The sequence below is a fragment of the Vibrio sp. VB16 genome (assembly GCF_015594925.2).
Lineage (GTDB): Bacteria > Pseudomonadota > Gammaproteobacteria > Enterobacterales > Vibrionaceae > Vibrio.
On record NZ_CP087590.1, the window covers coordinates 1364741 to 1382767 of the forward strand.

General features: G+C 42.3%; 14 protein-coding genes. 9 read left to right on the forward strand and 5 right to left on the reverse strand.

From position 1 onward, the window contains the following. Window positions 1-31 precede the first annotated feature (31 nt). From mukF to mukB, 3 genes are read left to right on the forward strand one after another with little or no spacing between them, the layout of a single operon-like run. A complete protein-coding gene (gene mukF, locus IUZ65_RS06445; protein WP_195702960.1) occupies window positions 32-1369 on the forward strand; it encodes a chromosome partition protein MukF in 1338 nt (445 codons plus the stop codon). Continuing rightward, on the forward strand, window positions 1350-2069 hold the full coding sequence (mukE, locus tag IUZ65_RS06450) for a chromosome partition protein MukE (protein WP_195702961.1): 720 nt from the start codon (window positions 1350-1352) through the stop codon (window positions 2067-2069). The genes mukF and mukE overlap by 20 nt, the downstream gene beginning before the upstream one ends. After that, complete coding sequence (gene mukB / locus IUZ65_RS06455; protein ID WP_195702962.1) at window positions 2066-6526, forward strand: chromosome partition protein MukB; 4461 nt, start codon at window positions 2066-2068, stop codon at window positions 6524-6526. Before mukE ends, mukB begins: the two co-directional genes overlap by 4 nt. Before the next feature lie 51 nt (window positions 6527-6577). On the opposite strand, the gene IUZ65_RS06460 is transcribed toward mukB, so the two are convergent. Further along, on the reverse strand, window positions 6578-6922 hold the full coding sequence (locus IUZ65_RS06460; protein ID WP_195702963.1) for a YajD family HNH nuclease: 345 nt from the start codon (window positions 6920-6922) through the stop codon (window positions 6578-6580). 136 nt (window positions 6923-7058) lie between these two features. Here IUZ65_RS06460 and IUZ65_RS06465 point away from each other — a divergent pair, with 136 nt between their 5' ends. After that, window positions 7059-8906 carry a M3 family metallopeptidase gene (locus tag IUZ65_RS06465; protein WP_195702964.1) on the forward strand — a complete coding sequence of 616 codons (1848 nt, stop codon included), beginning with the start codon at window positions 7059-7061 and terminating at the stop codon, window positions 8904-8906. A gap of 124 nt (window positions 8907-9030) precedes the next feature. Here the strand turns inward: IUZ65_RS06465 and IUZ65_RS06470 are convergent, their stop codons facing one another. From IUZ65_RS06470 to IUZ65_RS06480, 3 genes are all read right to left on the reverse strand, one after another. Further along, on the reverse strand, window positions 9031-9873 hold the full coding sequence (locus IUZ65_RS06470; RefSeq protein WP_195702965.1) for an NAD-dependent epimerase/dehydratase family protein: 843 nt from the start codon (window positions 9871-9873) through the stop codon (window positions 9031-9033). Between the two features lie 13 nt (window positions 9874-9886). Beyond that, on the reverse strand, window positions 9887-10120 hold the full coding sequence (locus IUZ65_RS06475; RefSeq protein ID WP_195702966.1) for a TIGR02647 family protein: 234 nt from the start codon (window positions 10118-10120) through the stop codon (window positions 9887-9889). Between the two features lie 436 nt (window positions 10121-10556). Beyond that, window positions 10557-11342: an ABC transporter permease gene (locus IUZ65_RS06480; protein ID WP_195702967.1), complete on the reverse strand. Its 786-nt coding sequence runs from the start codon at window positions 11340-11342 to the stop codon at window positions 10557-10559. Between the two features lie 452 nt (window positions 11343-11794). Between IUZ65_RS06480 and torE the strand changes: the two genes are divergently transcribed. Genes torE through torA form a run of 3 tightly spaced genes read left to right on the forward strand, consistent with a single transcriptional unit; the run spans window position 11795 to window position 15679 of the window. Continuing rightward, window positions 11795-11971 (forward strand): trimethylamine N-oxide reductase system protein TorE, encoded by a 177-nt coding sequence (gene torE, locus IUZ65_RS06485; protein WP_195702968.1) that lies wholly within the window; start codon window positions 11795-11797, stop codon window positions 11969-11971. A 42-nt stretch (window positions 11972-12013) separates the two neighbouring features. After that, window positions 12014-13198, forward strand: a complete 1185-nt coding sequence (gene torC / locus IUZ65_RS06490; RefSeq protein WP_195702969.1) for a pentaheme c-type cytochrome TorC — start codon at window positions 12014-12016, stop codon at window positions 13196-13198. Window positions 13199-13216: 18 nt separating this feature from the next. After that, window positions 13217-15679 carry a trimethylamine-N-oxide reductase TorA gene (gene torA, locus IUZ65_RS06495; protein WP_195702970.1) on the forward strand — a complete coding sequence of 821 codons (2463 nt, stop codon included), beginning with the start codon at window positions 13217-13219 and terminating at the stop codon, window positions 15677-15679. Between the two features lie 92 nt (window positions 15680-15771). Here torA and IUZ65_RS06500 read toward each other — a convergent pair whose 3' ends face one another. Then, window positions 15772-16389: a DUF2057 family protein gene (locus tag IUZ65_RS06500; RefSeq protein ID WP_195702971.1), complete on the reverse strand. Its 618-nt coding sequence runs from the start codon at window positions 16387-16389 to the stop codon at window positions 15772-15774. 239 nt (window positions 16390-16628) lie between these two features. Between IUZ65_RS06500 and IUZ65_RS06505 the strand changes: the two genes are divergently transcribed. Together IUZ65_RS06505 and IUZ65_RS06510 are read left to right on the forward strand one after the other, a co-directional pair. Beyond that, entirely contained in the window at window positions 16629-17534 is a 906-nt protein-coding gene (locus IUZ65_RS06505; RefSeq protein ID WP_195702972.1) for a manganese-dependent inorganic pyrophosphatase, read from the forward strand. An 86-nt stretch (window positions 17535-17620) separates the two neighbouring features. Next, window positions 17621-18019, forward strand: coding sequence for a DUF2750 domain-containing protein (locus tag IUZ65_RS06510; RefSeq protein ID WP_195702973.1), 399 nt, complete (start codon window positions 17621-17623; stop codon window positions 18017-18019). Window positions 18020-18027: the final 8 nt, after the last annotated feature.

The window sequence follows — 18027 nt, forward strand, 5'->3', positions numbered from 1 at the left end:
CATTTAAGCGTAACAATTAATAGGAACAACGATGAGTGAAATAACTCAAGCGCTTTCACAGCAACCGATAGAAGAATTGGTTAGTTGGGTGAAAAAACATGACTTCTCATTGAATCTCTCTAGCGAACGGTTGGCTTTTCTAATCTCAATAGCCGTTTTAGGGGATACAAAATTTGATGATGAGTTGGGTGAAGGAGAGCTGCATGATGCGTTCAAGATTGTCACTCAGCTATTTGAAAGTACCGGTGACGCGACCAGTTTCAGGGCAAACAACGCGATAAATGAATTAGTGAATCAAAAGCTAATCAGCCGTTTCACTAGTGAAAGCACTGATGGGTCAAGTATCTATAGGCTCTCGTCTTTAGCCATTGGTATTACGGGTTATTACCTTAGGCATCGTCAGTTTTCAGAGCTTAAGCTCTCGATTCAGTTAGCGATGGTCTCCGATGAGATGGAGAAAGCAATGGCGGCGGCCCTTGAAGGTGGTGATATCGCTTACTGGCACAAGAAAGTGTATGGGGTACTGAAATACTCGGTTGGCGAAATATTCGACCAAATAGATCTAAATCAACGGGTAATGGATGATCAACAACAGGAAGTTAAACAGCAAATTGCTGAACTACTAAACAAAGATTGGCAGGAAGCCATCAGTAACTGTGAATCTCTACTATCTGCTACCTCTAATACACTGCGAGAGTTGCAAGATACGTTACAAACAGTAGGCGATGAGCTGCAGACTAGAATTCTTGATATTCAAGAGCAAATACGCGGTGAAGAAGCGTTAGATTTTGTGGACCAAATTTTGTTTAGTCTGCAGGTCAAACTAGACCGAATTGTTAGTTGGGGTCAACAGGCGATCGACCTCTGGATAGGGTACGACAGGCATGTGCACAAGTTTATTCGCACGGCGATAGACATGGATAAAAACCGAGCATTCAGTCAAAGGCTTCGTGAATCGGTGAAAGGCTACTTTGATGCGCCTTGGTACCTCACTTTTGCTGATGCAGAAAAACTGACCGATCTTCGAGATGAAGCAATGGTTTTACGAGACGATGAGGTCACAGGTCATCTTCCCATGGAAGTTGAATTCGAAGAACTGCAACAAGTGAACGACGAGTTAACTACGCAGGTAGCGTCGATGTTGGCGTTACATAAAGAACAGGGTAAGGCGATAGATCTTGGTTCTGTGCTGAAAAATTATCTCGCACAACACCCGCAGACTCATCATTTTGATCTCGCTCGAATTGTGATTGATCAAGCCGTTAGGCTTGGATATTCCGAATCTGACTATCAGGCTATTCAGCCAGATTGGCAATCTATTAACGATTTTGGCGCAAAGGTACAAGCAAATGTCATCAATAAATACTGACGAATATATGCCAGACAAACTGGTAAAGGCGATAGCCAATCCACTGTTTCCGGCTTTAGACAGCATACTAAGAGCAGGCAGACACATATCAACCGATGATATGGATAATCACGCACTACTTTCTGACTTTGAAACGGAATTAGCGCTGTTTTATCAAAGATATAATACTGAACTGGTTAAGGCTCCAGAAGGATTTTTCTATTTGCGACCGCGTTCAACAGCTTTGATCGGTCGCAGTGTCCTGTCAGAGCTCGACATGCTCGTGGGGAAGGTGCTTTGTTTTCTTTACCTTAGCCCTGAGCGTTTGGCCCATGAAGGTATTTTCACTAATCAGGAATTATATGAAGAGTTGTTAGCGTTAGCGGACGAGCAAAAGTTAATGCGCATCGTTACCCACCGCTCTACGGGATCGGATCTTGATAAAGAGAAGTTATTTGAGAAAGTGAGAACCTCGTTAAGACGTTTAAAGCGGCTTGGTATGGTTATCGCGATAGGAGAAGACGGAAAATTTCGCATCAGTGAGGCGGTGTTCCGTTTTGGCGCTGATGTTCGTTTAGGGGACGAATTGAAAGAAGCTCAATTGAGATTGATACGTGATGGAGAGGCCGTGATAGCTCAACAACTCGGTAACGCACCCACAGAAATCCAACGGCAGAATGATAACCATGAACACGGCGAAGAAATAGAGGACGAAGCATGATTGAAAGAGGTAAATATCAATCACTCACCATGATTAACTGGAATGGGTTTTTTGCTCGTACTTTTGATATCGATGATTTGGTTACAACACTATCTGGTGGTAACGGCGCAGGAAAATCGACAGCTATGGCGGCATTCATTACCGCACTTATACCCGATCAAACCTTGTTGCATTTCAGAAATACCACCGAGGCAGGTAGCTCGCAAACGTCAAGAGACAAAGGGTTATTCGGTAAGCTACAACCTGGAGTCTGCTATGCGGCGTTGGATGTCATTAATTCAAGAAAGCAACGCGTCCTTTTTGGTGTTAGGTTGCAACAAGTCGCCGGCCGAGACAAAAAAGTTGATATTAAGCCGTTTGTTATTCAAGGGCTGCCAAGCCAAATGAAACCGACTGACGTGTTGATTGAAGCGTTATCTAACAATAGTGCTCGCGTCAGAAATATCAACGAACTTAAACAAGTGGTTGGTGAGACAGAAGGAGTTTTGTTTAAAGGGTTCAATTCAGTTACCGATTATCATTCGCAAATGTTTGAATTTGGTGTGTTGCCGAAAAAATTGAGAAACAGTAGTGACCGTTCAAAATTCTACCGTCTGATTGAAGCTTCCCTTTACGGGGGGATCTCTAGCGCGATCACGCGTTCGTTAAGGGATTATTTATTGCCTCAAAATGGCGGGGTTAAAAAAGCGTTTCAAGATATGGAATCAGCGCTGCGTGAAAATCGAATCACACTCGATGCAATTAAAGCGACGCAGATTGACCGGGACTTATTTAAGCATCTGCTCACTGAGTCCACTAATTATGTTGCCTCTGACTACATGCGTCATACGAACGATCGGAAAAATCGACTCGATAAATCGCTATCACTGCGTAGTGAACTGTTCAGTTCACGGCGTCAGCTAACGGAACAGCATCAACTGCTTAATTCTATTCAAGAAGAGTTAGAACGCCTAACAGAGCAGGAACTCGATCTTGAATTAGACCACCAAGCCGCATCCGATCATCTTCAATTAGTTCAGAATGCATTGAGACAGAAAGAGAAAATTGAACGTTACATCGATGACCTAGCTGCGTTGAACGAGCGGTTAGAAGAACAGATGATGGTGGTGGAAGAGTCACAAGAATGCGTTTTGCATCACGAAGAGCAAGCGGCATTAGCAGAGCAAGAAGTCGATAGTTTACAGAGGCAACTGGCAGACTACCAGCAAGCACTCGATGTTCAACAAACACGTGCATTGCAATATCAACAAGCAGTGGAGTCTTTGCAACAAGCGCGCGTGGTATTCGAAGACCCAGCGCTTTGTCTTGAAGATATTGATCCTCTATCAGCAAAGCTTAAGCAGCAAGAACAAGAGCAGACGCAAACTTTGTTGGCGCTTAAACATAAACTCGATATTTCGTCGGCAGCGGCTGAACAGTTTGAGACGGGTTTAAGTTTGGTGCAAAGCATCTATGTTGATGTAGAGAGACCGAACGTACTGAAGTACGCAAAACAAGCGATAATGACACTAAAAGATGGGGAGTTATTGCTGGCGAATGAGTCGCAGTGGCTGTCTCAATTTAAGGAGATCGAGCGCCAACTCAACCAACAGAAGCAGGCAATAGATCTTGCCGAGAGATACAAGAACGCCAATCAGTTCGACCTCAATGACGAGAGTGATGTGGGTCAAGAATCCCTACGTCATCAAGCATTGATTGAGGAGATAGAGTGTTCATTAGAGCTTGGCCGAGACCAAAGAATTCAGCTTACTCAACAGGTACAAAGCTTTCAGTTAGCCTTAAAGCAACTCGAAGCTCACGCTCCCGCATGGATAGAGGCAAACAATGCGCTTGAACAGCTGGTTACACAGACTGAAGAGCCGTTGAATAGCCGCCAAGCGGTTATGTCTCATATGCAAAGAATATTGGAAACAGAAAAGCAGACCAACCAAGAGAAAGAGCGATTAGCAATACGTCGGGATCAGTTAAATCAGCAGATAGAACAGCTTGCCTCATCAGGGGGAGCAAACGACGCACGATTAAAAGACGTCGCTGTAACTTTGGGTGGTGTCTTGTTATCAGAAATATATGACGATATTACTCTAGAGGATGCGCCCTATTTTAGTGCCATGTATGGCCCAGCCCGTCATGCTATTGTTGTTTCAGATTTGAGTGGTGTGAAAGAAAAACTGCATCAAATGACTGACTGCCCAGAAGATGTTTATGTTATAGAGGGCAATGTTGACGCGTTTGATGACAGTACATTCGATGCAAGTGAATTGGAAGGTGCTGTTTGCGTCCAATACAATGAAAGGCAATTACGATATTCTCGTTTCCCACCGATACCTCTATTCGGCCGAGCGGCACGCGAGCAAAGGCTAGATATCTTGCGAAAAGAGAGAGACGATGTTCTTGAATTGCACTCTATAGCGGCGTTTGATTCGCAAAAAATTCTGCGTTTGTACCAAAAATTTAGCCAGTTTGTGTCGATTTATATTCAAGATGCGTTTGAGACGGATCCTGAAAAAGAGATGCAAAAGATTAGGGCTAGGCTAACAGAGACTCAGCGTGAGTTAAGCCGCGTAGAGTCGGCGACTAAGCAACAACAGTCTCGATTGCTACTAAGTAAACAAGCGATTAATTTACTGGATAAAACCTTGCCTGTTATCGGTTATTTAGCTGACGATTCAACCATAGAGGAAAGACGTTCAGAGGTGGCACGACAACTGAATAACGTGGCGGAAAGTAAGGTATTTATTAGCCGACATAAAGCCAGAATCAACGTGCTTGAAGGGTATCTTTCGGCGTTGGCGAATGACCCCGAACAATCTGTCTCAATTGAATTGGAATACAAGCAGGTTGATCAAAGCCTACAAGCATTGAAACGTAATCAATTTTCTCTAGCCGATCTAAAAGAGCGCCGCACCTATTTCGCTTACAAAGATTCTGTCTCAATGTTAGATGAGAGCAGTGAGCTAAGTGAGCAACTAAAACAGAAACTGCTTGAAGCTGAATCGCTCCGAGTAAGTTATAGGGCGTCGCTAAAGCTGGTAAATCAAGAGTTTAATCAGACAAATCAGATATTAGTATCACTTAAAAGCGCTTACCAAGCCAAATCTGAGACGGTTCAAGAGTTTAAAGACGATTTGCAAGAATTAGGAGTTAGTACCTCTGAAGGTTCAGACGATCGTGCTCGTAGTCGCAAAGAATCACTGTTCGATCAACTGCATTCTAGCCGAAGTCGCCGGAACGAACATTCGCGCACTATGACTGCGACTGAACTAGAAATGAAATCGGTAGCACAAACGCTGAAACGTTCAGAAAAAGAATATAAAGAGATTCGAAATATCGCGGTACTGGCAAAATCAAGTTGGTGTGAGGTGCTACGCCTTGCGAAACAACATGACGTAGAAAGACGTCTCTATCGCCGTGAACTCGCATATTTAAGTGCGAGGGAACTGCGTTCCATGTCAGACAAGTCTTTGGGTGCACTTCGTTTAGCGGTTGCTGATAATGAAGAGCTTCGTGATACATTACGGGCTTCGGAAGAAAACGCGTACCCTGAACGCAAAGTGCTGTTTTACATTGCTGTTTATCAGCACTTAAAACAGCGTATCCGACAAGATATTATTCGCACTGATGACCCGGTCGAAGCGATAGAAGAGATGGAAGTCGAGTTAGCAAGATTGAGTGAGGAACTGACGTTACGTGAAAATCGTTTAGCGATCAGCTCTGATTCCGCAGCATCGATAATCAAGAAAACAATCCAACGAGAACAAAACCGTATTCGACTGCTAAACCAAGGTTTATCGAATATTAATTTTGGGCAGGTGAAGGGTGTTCGCTTGAACGTCAATATTCGTGAAAGTCACGAGACACTTTTAAAAGGTTTAGCTCATCAACAGGATACGCATAGAGACCTATTTGAAACCTCTCGTTTTACTTTTTCAGAAGCGATGGCTAAGTTGTTTCATCGTGTGAATCCGCATATCGATATGGGGCAGCGCTCTCCTCAAATATTGGGAGAGGAGTTACTCGATTATCGCAACTACCTTGAATTAGGCGTGGAAGTGAATCGAGGAACAGATGGTTGGTTACAAGCCGAATCAGGTGCGCTTTCTACTGGTGAAGCAATCGGAACGGGTCAGTCAATATTGTTGATGGTGGTTCAAAGCTGGGAAGAAGAATCTCGTCGGTTGCGTAGCAAAGATATCGTACCATGCCGTTTACTCTTCTTAGATGAAGCCGCTCGACTAGACAGTAAATCGATTAATACATTATTTGAGCTATGTGATCGCTTAGATATGCAGTTACTTATCGCAGCACCGGAGAACATCAGTCCAGAGCAAGGGACGACTTATAAACTCGTTCGAAAGATATTCAAAGATCACGAACATGTGCATGTTGTAGGACTGAAAGGGTTTAGTAACAAGCAAAATCGCAATCAAGGATTGCAGGGAGAATTACTAGAAAATTAATAGCGTAAAATTTAAAAGCCAACCGCAATCATAGGGTTGGCTTTTTATGTGTTATTTTTTCATTAACTTAGCAAGATCCGCAAACGGGTTGTGTGTTGCACTTTCGTGCTCATCTTGTCCTGGTTTAATCTCAGTACCATATTGGTCATGGTCGGTATATTTTGAATGCTCATGATCATGACAATAAATACACAGTAACTCCCAATTGCTACCGTCATTAGGGTTGTTAGTATGATCATGGTCTTTGTGGTGGACCGTTAGCTCCCGTAGATTTGAATATACAAACTCACGCGCACAATTTCCGCACACCCATGGATACATTTTTAATGCCCTATCGCGGTAATCACTTTCTTTGCGAGCATATGCTGCACTACTACCATAAAAATCTGATGCCATGTTAACTCCTAACTTTTTACCACCTAAAAATCTGCCTTAGCGTAACACAATACGAGCCAATATATAAAAGCAAAAAGCGGATTTAAACGATGCATGCTACTATAAAAAGCGTGTATCTATAAATGAAAAAAATATCATGACAGCAACCAGTTACCTCAATAAATTGAATCAAAAATATCTCGCTATCCATAAAGAGAAAGAAGACTTTTTTTGGGAAACGTACATGGGAATCAGTGATGACCATGAAGGATCGACTAAGGCGCAAACTCAATGGACTCAATACCTAAGTAATCCACTGAAGATTAATGAGTTAAAAGCGCAATTAGATGTAGCCAGTAGTATAAAAGACCCTGAAGAAAAACGACAAACCATCGTTGGTCTGTCTGGATGGCTTGCAATGTTTCAGGCGCATTCTATCGAGTCGAGAGAAGCGCAACAATTAAAAGACAAACTGATTCAGTTTGAAGCGGATTTGTTCGAGAAAAAACAGAATCATATTATGCATTACACCGATGAAAATGGTGTGAGACTTGAAGGTTCGCTCCCGACGATAGGGGCAGTGATTCGTACTCATGATAATGAGAAAGTGAGAGAGTCGGCGCATCATGCTCTTCTCGACCTAGAGCAATGGTTACTCGAAAATGGGCTTTTGGAATTAGTGAAGCTGAGAAACCAGTTTGCTCGTTCATTGGGATATAAGACATTTTTTGACTATTCGATAGAGAAAACGGAGCAAATGACCACGGCTCAACTATTCTCTATTTTAGATGATTTCGAGCAACAAACTCAAAAAGGTCATTTAGGCAGCTTAAAGAACCTAGTTAATGAGAAAGGCGTTCAGGCACTGTCAGCGCATAACTTTGTGTTCTCTTTTGCAGGTGACGCGATGAGGGATCTAGATCAGTACGTTCCTTTTTCTCAATCTTTGCGACGTTGGATTGAATCGTTCGGGCGCTTGAACATTGACTATTCAGGGGCGGAGCTTACGCTTGATTTGTTGGATAGAAAGGGCAAATACCCAAATGGTTTTTGTCATGGTCCTATTCCTTCTTTTTATGACCAAGGAAACTGGGTAGCGGCAAAGGTCAATTTTACGAGTAACGCTAAGCCAGACCAAATGGGCAGTGGGTACGACGGTATCAATACGCTTTTCCATGAAGGCGGTCACGCCGCACATTTTGCCAATGTTAAAATGAATGCACCTTGTTTTTCTCAAGAATTTGCACCTACCTCAATGGCCTATGCTGAAACGCAATCGATGTTTTGTGACAGCCTACTCACGGACGGAGATTGGTTGAAACAATATGCATTAAATGCAAGTGGTGAGTCGGTTACTCAAGAAGTGATAAAGGGGATGATAGATAGTAAGCAACCATTTAAAGCCTATGAAGAACGAAGTATTTTGGTGGTGCCTTATTTTGAACGGGATTTATATCTATTAAGTGATGAAGAATTGTCGCCAGAGCAGGTGACTGAGCTAGCGCGTAAATCTGAGAAAAAGATACTTGGTTTAGAATGCAGCCCTAGGCCACTCATGGCGATTCCGCACCTTCTTTCTGATGAGTCAGCTTGTGCTTATCAAGGTTATTTATTGGCACATATGGCTGTCTATCAAACGCGGGCGTATTTTACGGAAAAATTTGGCTATCTAACCGACAATCCTAACATTGGCCCGTTAATGGCGAAGCATTACTGGGCGGCAGGAAACAGTGCCTCACACACACAATCGATACAAGCTTTAACAGGAGAAGGCTTCAATGCGAAATATCTCGCTGATGAGTGTAACTTGACCTCGGATGAAGCGTGGCAAATAGAAAAGGATAAGATATCTGCGCTAGTATCGCGTGAACGCACGGCGGTAAAAGCACTCAATGCGAAGATCAAGATTGTTGATGGGTCGACAATCTTAGCGTTGAATGAACAGTCGGATGATGCGATGTGTGAAGCGTTTGAGTGTTATATAGATCAGGTATACAGCAATTGATTATGACGGATTTCCGTGTTCATTTGATCTAAATGACCGGAAATTACTCTGAGAATAAGCGTCGACATTGCTTTATAGTCCCCACTTTCGTGGGGACTATGTTGAATGCGATACATTCACTAACTTAACAGTGGCTTAAGCCATCGACAACGTTCTCATATTGAAACTGAAAACCTAACTGGACAATTTTCTCTGCACTGATTCTTTTTGCAGGTATGTTGTTCAATTCTGGCATCTGCGATTCCTCGTCGCTGTTCAGTATTGCCTGATTGTAAAATTCGTATTTTGTCACCGTATTAGGCGATGTAACATTAACGACTTGATTGGTGATATTGCTTAAGCTAAATATCACTGCATTGATGACGTCTTCTAAGTGCACCATATTAACGGGTGCGACGTTACTAATACTGGTCATTTTACTGACAAAGCGGGCGGGATGACGGTTTGGACCGAATAATCCCGAGCATCGCAATATCACATAATCGATCCCTGAATCGATCAGCGATTGCTCGGCAATCAACATGGTGCGTGCATTTTCAGAGAATAGGTCATTATTTTCTGCTAAAGACAAACAGGCGTCATGTTCAAACATCGTTTGGTTAGCATTAGAGTAAGCCGATGTGGAGCTGATCATAACGATTTTCTTCACTCCGGCTTTTAACGCGCTATTAACCAGGGCCTGCCATTGATTGGCATACGCTTTTCCTTGACCTTTTTTGAACCCAGGAGGGAAGGCGCCGACAAGGGTTTGCACATTACGAGATTGCAATTGGTTTATGACTAGTGGGTTTGCTACCGAGTGTTCTGAATCTAGGTTCAGCGCAAAGCAAGGAAGGGATAATTTTTCCAATTCTTCGAGCCTTTCTGATGTAGTCCTTGTGCCGAAAACGGATTGTCCTTCAGAATGTAGACGTTGTGTTAGCGGAAGGCCAAGCCAACCTGCTCCAACGATAGCAATGTTAGTCATTAACTGCTCTCAATTACACAGAAAGGATGCGCAATACTTTGTCAGCATGCTCAGCCACTTCAATACCTTCATTCGTCAAATAACCACCATCTGACATGGTACATAGATTTTTTGCATATAAACGTTTCACTGCCGCTTGTAGTTCTTCTGATGCGTCATTGTGAACTTTGATCCCCTTTGCTGCGCTGCTTATATCGAACTGAAGAAGTAGATTAAGTTCGGTGATGTTTTCTTCTGTATATTTCATGTTTAATTCCTTAACAATTTATCTTATCTGCCACCAACATTAAATTGCATTGCGCTTGGGAACAAGAATCCGTGCAAAAAACTGTTAGCTATGATGGAAATGGTTAGTTTTAGAGCAATATACAGCGTTATTGTAGGGAAAGCACTTGCCTTAGGATATAGCTAAAAACAATAAAAAACATCACCTTTATAGCGTGAAGGAAGTGACAAGAAAAATAAGTGTAATGAAGCTTTAACTTGGTTTAAAAAGTGAGCGAAATAATAGAAATATCTACGTTTTATCTGCAAGGCCAGCATGAGAATGCTGGCTTTTTTATGTCAAATGGGTATAAAAAAATGACCAATAGAACTCAATCATACAAGTGTTTATCCACAATATCTGTGGATAAAATGTGAAACACTAATGAGAGTGAGCTTTTCATAAGCGCAAGCTATTTTTAAAGAAATTTTACCCTCACTCTACCTTCTTTAGTAAGGGTCTTTTTTAAGCTCAATTGAAGCGTAATTGTTACTGAAATGGACATCATGACAAAGATAGCGATCAAAATTATCATCTGGTATTTGATGGCAATCATTGGGCTAGTACCGCCTAATATTTGCCCTGTCATCATCCCTGGTAGTGTAACTACCCCTGTTGTTGCCATAGAGGCAAGGATTGGTGCTAGGGATTTTTGCATCGCGACACGAACAAAAGGAATAGATGCGTACTGTGGTGAGGCACCTAAAGAGATAGCCGCTTCGTATTCAGATTTACGTTGTTCAAACGAGTCATACAGATTTTGCAGTGCGACGATATTCCCACTCAAACTATTGCCAAGTAGCATTCCAGACAGAGGAATAATGTATTGGGCACTATATAAAGGGGTCGGTTGAATGACGAAGAAAGTTAGAATGAGAAGTAGGGGAGTAAGCCCTATCAATAAACCCGTTAAAACCGGTATAAATAACAGCTTTGCGGGCAGTTTGGCTTTAGCGATTATCGTTTTACTTCCGACAACGACCATGACGCCTAACCATAATAAATTGAGCAATAGGTTGTTGGTCTGAAAAACGAATTCCAAATAGATGCCTACTAATACAAGTTGGACGGCCATTCTAATGGTGGCGGACACCATATCCTTCATCAGTTCCAGTTGATATCGATAATTAATATACAAAGGAACAAGAAGCACAAGAGAGAAGAGCGAAAGCTGTATCCAAGAAATATCTAAGGCTGTCTGCATGATTGTTTTTATCAAATAGGAGGTAATGATTAGCATACCGCATTTTGAAATGAACGGTGATTATTTACTGTGTACTCTTGAAGTGACTTTACAAATTGATAACATTTCCGGCGTCAAAATAAGTGGGGTCAGACCTTTATATTACCGCCAATATCTGTCGAGTTTAGGCAAAAACCACTAAAAAATGATGATTTTTCACTCGAGTTAACCTCTTTTTATCACAAAATAAACCAGTATTATTTTTACATATCCGTTTACATCTATTCACATAAAATATTAATAAAACACATCTTCGTTTCACATCAAAAAAGCCGTGAATAACTTGGTACATAAGGCCTAAGGTTATTGAAGCAAACATTTTAATGGGATTAAAATTTACAATAACAAATGAATTGTTGTTCGATAACCTCGGACATTGATTGGCTGATATTAGTTACATAGCGAGTAAATGTATGAAAAATGTTAACAAAAGCATGGATGGCGAAACCAGATCTCTGGAGTGGAAATCTTTTCTTATTATATCCGTGGTTCTGTTTCCTGTTTTAAGCGTTGCCTTAGTCGGCGGTTACGGATTTTTAATTTGGTTTATGCAAGTCTTTTTCATGGGGCCTCCGGGCATTCACGGTTAATACTTTTCTCCTTTTAAACACTCAATTTTTAGAGAACCAAATATGATTGCCTTAATTAAAAAACTTTGGACAACCATGACGCGACCAGCGTTGCATATTAGCTTGGGCGTATTAACGCTAGGTGGCTTTATCGCCGGCGTGATTTTTTGGGGTGGTTTCAATACTGCTCTAGAAGCAACCAATACTGAAGAGTTCTGCATCAGTTGCCACACGATGGAGGAAAATGTGTACAAGGAGCTTCAAGAAACCGTTCACTGGAAAAATAACTCTGGTGTACGTGCTACCTGCCCAGATTGCCATGTTCCTCACGAGTGGACAGATAAGATTGCGCGCAAAATGCAGGCGTCTAAAGAAGTATTCGCTCAGGTATTTGGTAATTATGACGAGCCTGGCGTATTTGAAGAGCGTCGAAAAGCACTGGCACAGCACGAATGGGACAGATTCTCAGCAAATGGCTCTCTAGAGTGTAAAAACTGCCATAACTATGACTCGATGGATTTTGACTCAATGTCCCCGGCTGCGCAAACACAGATGAAATTAGCGGCAGAAAAAGATCAAAGTTGTATTGATTGTCATAAAGGTATTGCACATAAATTGCCAGAAGGAATGAACGGCGCAGGCGATATGATGGAAGCGTTGGAAGAAATCGCAACTGAGACCAACTATGACATTGGTCAAAGTATCACCACGTTAAGATATTTGGCGCTTTTTGAAGATTCGGCAATGACCGTTGATGCAGGAAAAATCATGCCCGCATCGAGCGCTACTATCATCGGCCAAGAAGGTGATGCGATTCAAATTCAATTAGAAGGTTGGCGTAAAGCTCGTGGATTTGCGCGTGTAATCCAAGAAGAATTTGGTATGAATATTGGTGTTGCTTCATTAACGAAAGCAGCGGCAAAAAATAAGAAAATTATTAAGAAACACGAAAAGAAAGTGGATGAGTTAACGGGCCTGCCTTGGCAACGAGTCACGGCAAAACTCTGGATGAAGAAAGAAACCGCAATCAATAGCATTGATCCAATTTGGGAAAAAGCCAAAGTCGCGTATCAATCAAACTGCTCTACTTGTCATTCACAACCAGAAGAGGGTCATTTCGATACGAATACTTGGCCTGGCATGTTCAACGGGATGCTGGCATTCGTAAATTTCGATACGGATACCGAAGCCCTCATCTTAAAATATTTACAAAAACACTCTTCAGATTTCTCTGAAGATAGCCATTAAGCTTTAAGGAGTAACCCTATGACTATAACAAGAAGAAGCTTTCTTAAGGGTGCAGCAGCAACGAGCGCTGTATCTGTAATTGGTCCTAGTTTGTTAATGTCAGCAAAAGCAAGCGCTGCGGATGCTGGTACATGGAAAACAACTGGGTCACACTGGGGTGCATTTCGCGCGCTAGTACAAGACGGTAAAGTGCAGGAGATCAAGCCACTTGAGCTAGACAAGCACCCAACCGAAATGCTCAACGGCATAAAAGGGATCATTTATAGCCCTTCACGTGTACGTTACCCAATGATACGTTTAGATTGGCTTAAGAAACACAAATATGCAGCCGACACACGTGGTAACAACCGTTTTGTTCGTGTTAGCTGGGATGAGGCTATCGACCACTTCTACAATGAGTTAGAACGCGTTCAGAAAGACTACGGTCCTTGGGCTCTTCATGCTGGTCAAACTGGCTGGCGTCAAACTGGTCAGGTTCACTCTTCTGGTAACCACATGCAACGCGCGGTTGCAATGCACGGCAACTTTATTAAGAAAGTTGGTGACTACTCGACGGGTGCTGGTCAAACTATCCTACCGTATGTTTTAGGTTCAACAGAGGTGTACGCTCAAGGTACTTCTTGGTCAGAGATCTTAGAGAACAGTGACAACATTATTCTTTGGGCGAACGACCCAGTTAAAAATCTTCAAGTCGGTTGGAACTGTGAAACTCACGAATCATTTGAGTATCTCGATCAGCTGAAAGAGAAAGTAGCGAAGGGTGATATCAACCTGATATCGGTTGACCCAGTTAAGAACAAATCACAACGTTTCTTCAACAACGATCACATGTACATTCATCCGCAAACAGATGTTCCATTTATGTTAGCGCTTGCACATACTTTGTATAAAGAAGAGTTGTACGACGAAGATTTTGTCGACACGTACTGCTTAGGCTTTGAAGAGTTCATCGCTTATGTAAACGGTGAAACAAAAGACAAAGTAGAAAAAACGCCAGAATGGGCGGCGGAAATATGTGGTATCAGTGCAGACAAGATTCGTGAGTTCGCACGTATGCTGACAAATGGTCGCACGCAGCTTCTATTTGGTTGGTCAATCCAACGTCAGCAACACGGTGAGCAACCATATTGGATGGGCGCGGTTTTAGCGGCAATGCTTGGTCAAGTTGGTCTGCCTGGTGGTGGTGTTTCTTATGGTCACCATTACAGTTCTATTGGTGTTCCTTCAACTGAATTTGCAAGTCCGGGTAGTTTCCCTCGTAACCCAGAACAAGGCACTAAGCCTAAATGGGATAATAACGATTTTAACGGCTACAGCAATGTCATTCCGGTGGCTCGTTGGATTGATTGCTTAACCGATCCGGGTAAAGAGATTCGCCACAACGGTAATACGGTTAAACTGCCGGGTTACAAGATGATGGTTATCTCAGGTTGCAACCCATGGCATCACCATCAAGACCGAAACAATATGAAGAAAGCGTTCCAAAATCTTCAAACGGTTGTAACGGTAGATTTTGCGTGGACAGCAAGTTGTCGTTTCTCCGATATCGTTCTTCCCGCTTGTACTCAATGGGAACGTAATGATTTAGATGGATACGGTTCATATTCTAAGCGTGGATTAGTCGCCATGCATAAATTGGTTGAACCACTGTTCGAATCGAAGTCTGATTTCGATATCATGACAGAGCTGACCAAACGCTTTGGCCGTGATAAAGAATATACTCGCGGCATGAATGAGATGCAGTGGGTGCAACATCTATATAGCGAATGTCGTAAGGCGAATACGGGTAAATTTGAGCTGCCTGAATTTGATGCGTTCTGGGAAAAAGGGTATTTCGACGCGGGCAAAGGCAAACCTTGGGTTCGCCATGCTGCATTCCGTGATGACCCCGAAACCAATGCATTAGGTACACCTTCCGGTTTCTTAGAAATTTCTAGCCGTAAGATTGGTCGTTTTGGGTATGAAGAGTGTCAAGAACACCCGATGTGGTTCGAGAAAAGTGAACGTTCACATGGTGGTCCGGGATCAGATAAACATCCGTACTGGCTACAGTCTTGTCACCCTGATAAACGTCTTCACTCGCAAATGTGTGAGTCAGAAGAGATAAGATCAACCTACGCAGTAAATGGTCGAGAGCCAATCTACCTTAACCCTGAAGATGCAAAAGCTAAAGGCATCAAAGACGGTGATATGGTAAGGGTATTTAACGACCGTGGTCAGCTTCTTGCTGGTGCTGTGTTGATGGACTCTTATGCTCAAGGCGTGGTTCGTATCGAAGAGGGAGCATGGTATGGTCCTGCTAACGAAAAGGTGGGTTCTATCGATACCTATGGCGATCCAAATACGTTGACTCAGGATATTCCTGCATCAGAATTATCTCAAGCGACGTCAGCGAACACATGTTTGGTTGATTTCGAGAAATTTGTCGGTGAGTTACCGCCTGTAACTTCGTTTGGTGGTCCAATCGAGATGAAAGCGTAAGTAAGTCATTCATTGCTTAGGTAACATATAAATACCGACCTTTTATAGGTCGGTATTTTTTTAGTAAATTTGTGGTTCCATAATCAAAGCGTTTATTGATTGATATAGGCTTTAAAGCGCGCCTTGGTTTCCGGTGTCGCTTTGTCATACCAAAAATGGAGCATCTCTTCTGCAGTGTTCGCGCTCGATGTGTGGTTAGTCACTGAAGCATTATTCTTCGAAATCGAAGCTGGTCCACCTGAAGCGTTGTAATCTTGTGTCTCCTTTACGTAGTTTCGACCTATCTGCATGCCATCAATTCGCAGGTTGTCCTCAGTTTTTTTAATCGCTTGTTGGTTCTCGGTATCGACAAGAGCCCAGGTGATACCATCGATGTTTTTTTCTGCTTCTGTGGCACTTCTGAATTCCGGGAACAGGAAGGTGAGTTTGGCATCTTGTGCGGTAAATTTTGCGATAATAACCGGTGTATCAACGCGCGTATAGTTGTCACCTCGGGTATAAGTATAACTGTATCTAAAGGCAATTTGATTTTCCCCGCTAGGCAGTATCGTTGTTTGTTTGGACGAAAAGAGGCGGCTATCTACCTTTGCTTTCGCTCCATTAACAACCAAAAAATCTAGGTTCGAGTTTGCGATCAATTCAATAGTAGAAAATGCAGGTAAACTGACACAACTCATTAACGCGGACAGAATAATGGCTATATGCTTCATTTGGTCTGTTTCCCAATGGTTTAGGGTCGATGGATTTAAACTTAATATCGTTAATAATAGTCATAATACCGTGTGCTTGTTTCACCTGAATTAGAATTTGTATAAAATGAGTAACAAGAAGTAAGAATTATTTACAATCAACCCAATGACAAATTCTAAAATTCAGGTAAAGTATTCGTCATTAAAGGAAGGTCAAATAAGACTTTAATCCTCATTTATAAACTTGTATAGGATATAACATGATTCAAGTTGTCGGTCATAAGAACCCAGATAGTGATAGCATTTGTAGTGCATTAGTTGCCACCGAGTTACTAAGAGCTCGTGGGCTAGAAGCAAACCCAATTCGTTTAGGTGAGCTCAATCGCGAAACTCAATACATTCTTGAGCAAGCAGGCGTAGAAGCACCAGAATTGCGTACAAGTGTTGCGGGCGAAAAAGTATGGCTGGTCGATTACACTGATGTTTCTCAAGCACCAGACGACATCAATGAAGCCGAGATCATAGGCATTGTTGACCACCACCGTTTAGGTGATGTTATGACGATAAACCCGTTAGAAGCTTGGATTTGGCCAGTAGGTTGTACCTGTACTATCCTATATAATCTTCTAAAAATGGAAGAAGTAACGATCACTCGTGAAATGGCAACGCTCATGATGTCAGCAATCTTGTCCGATACTGTGGGTTTCGCTTCACCAACCTGTACGCAAAAAGATAAAGATGCTGTTGAGGCACTTGCTGTCTACGCGGAAGTGACAGATTTAGATACATTTATTAAGAACCTATTGATAGCAAAAACAGATATCAAAGGCCTTAGTGCATCTCAATTGGTTGAAAAAGATCTTAAAGCGTATCCGTTTTTAGGAAAAAATGTCGTTGTTGGTCAGATTGAGCTAGCAACACTTGAGCAAGTTGACGGGATGATTACCGCAATTGAAGATGACCTTCAACGTCGATGCGATGAAGAAGGTTTGTCATTTGCAGCGGTAATGCTTACTGACATCACTTCCGCTACGACACGCTTATTATTCAAAGGTGAGTGGGCCGAGAAACTGGTTAAGCATGAAAAAGATGGCATGCTGATGATGGAAAATACATTGAGTCGTAAGAAGCAAGGTTGGCCTTGGCTTCAGAACGAGCTTTTATAACGGCGTTAATAAAAAGCGATGTAAAGGCGAGGGTGGTAAACCTTCGCTTTTTTTGATCGTAAACCCTAAAAATATCTAAGGTATGTATGACTGATAAACTTGATAGCGGTATGTTGAAAGAAATAAACAATATGGACGCTGATCAGCGAATGAAATATTGCATTAAAGAGATCGCTTCTAGTCGTTGCGTGTGGATTCTTAAAGATGAACACGGATGTGTCATGCTAAATACAGATGATGAAGATTGTGTACCTGTATGGCCAAATGAAGAGTTTGCGACAGAATGGGCGACGGGTGAATGGGAAGATTGTACTGCTGAAAGTATTTCTATCAACAAGTGGCATAGTCGTTGGACGCGTGGATTAGAAGAGGACGAGTTGGCTATTGTCGTCTTCCCTAATATCAATGAAGAAGGCGTTGTGCTTTATCCGGATGAGTTTGACTCAGAACTGAGAAAGCAAGCCCAGAAACTCGATAGAAAATAATACCAAAG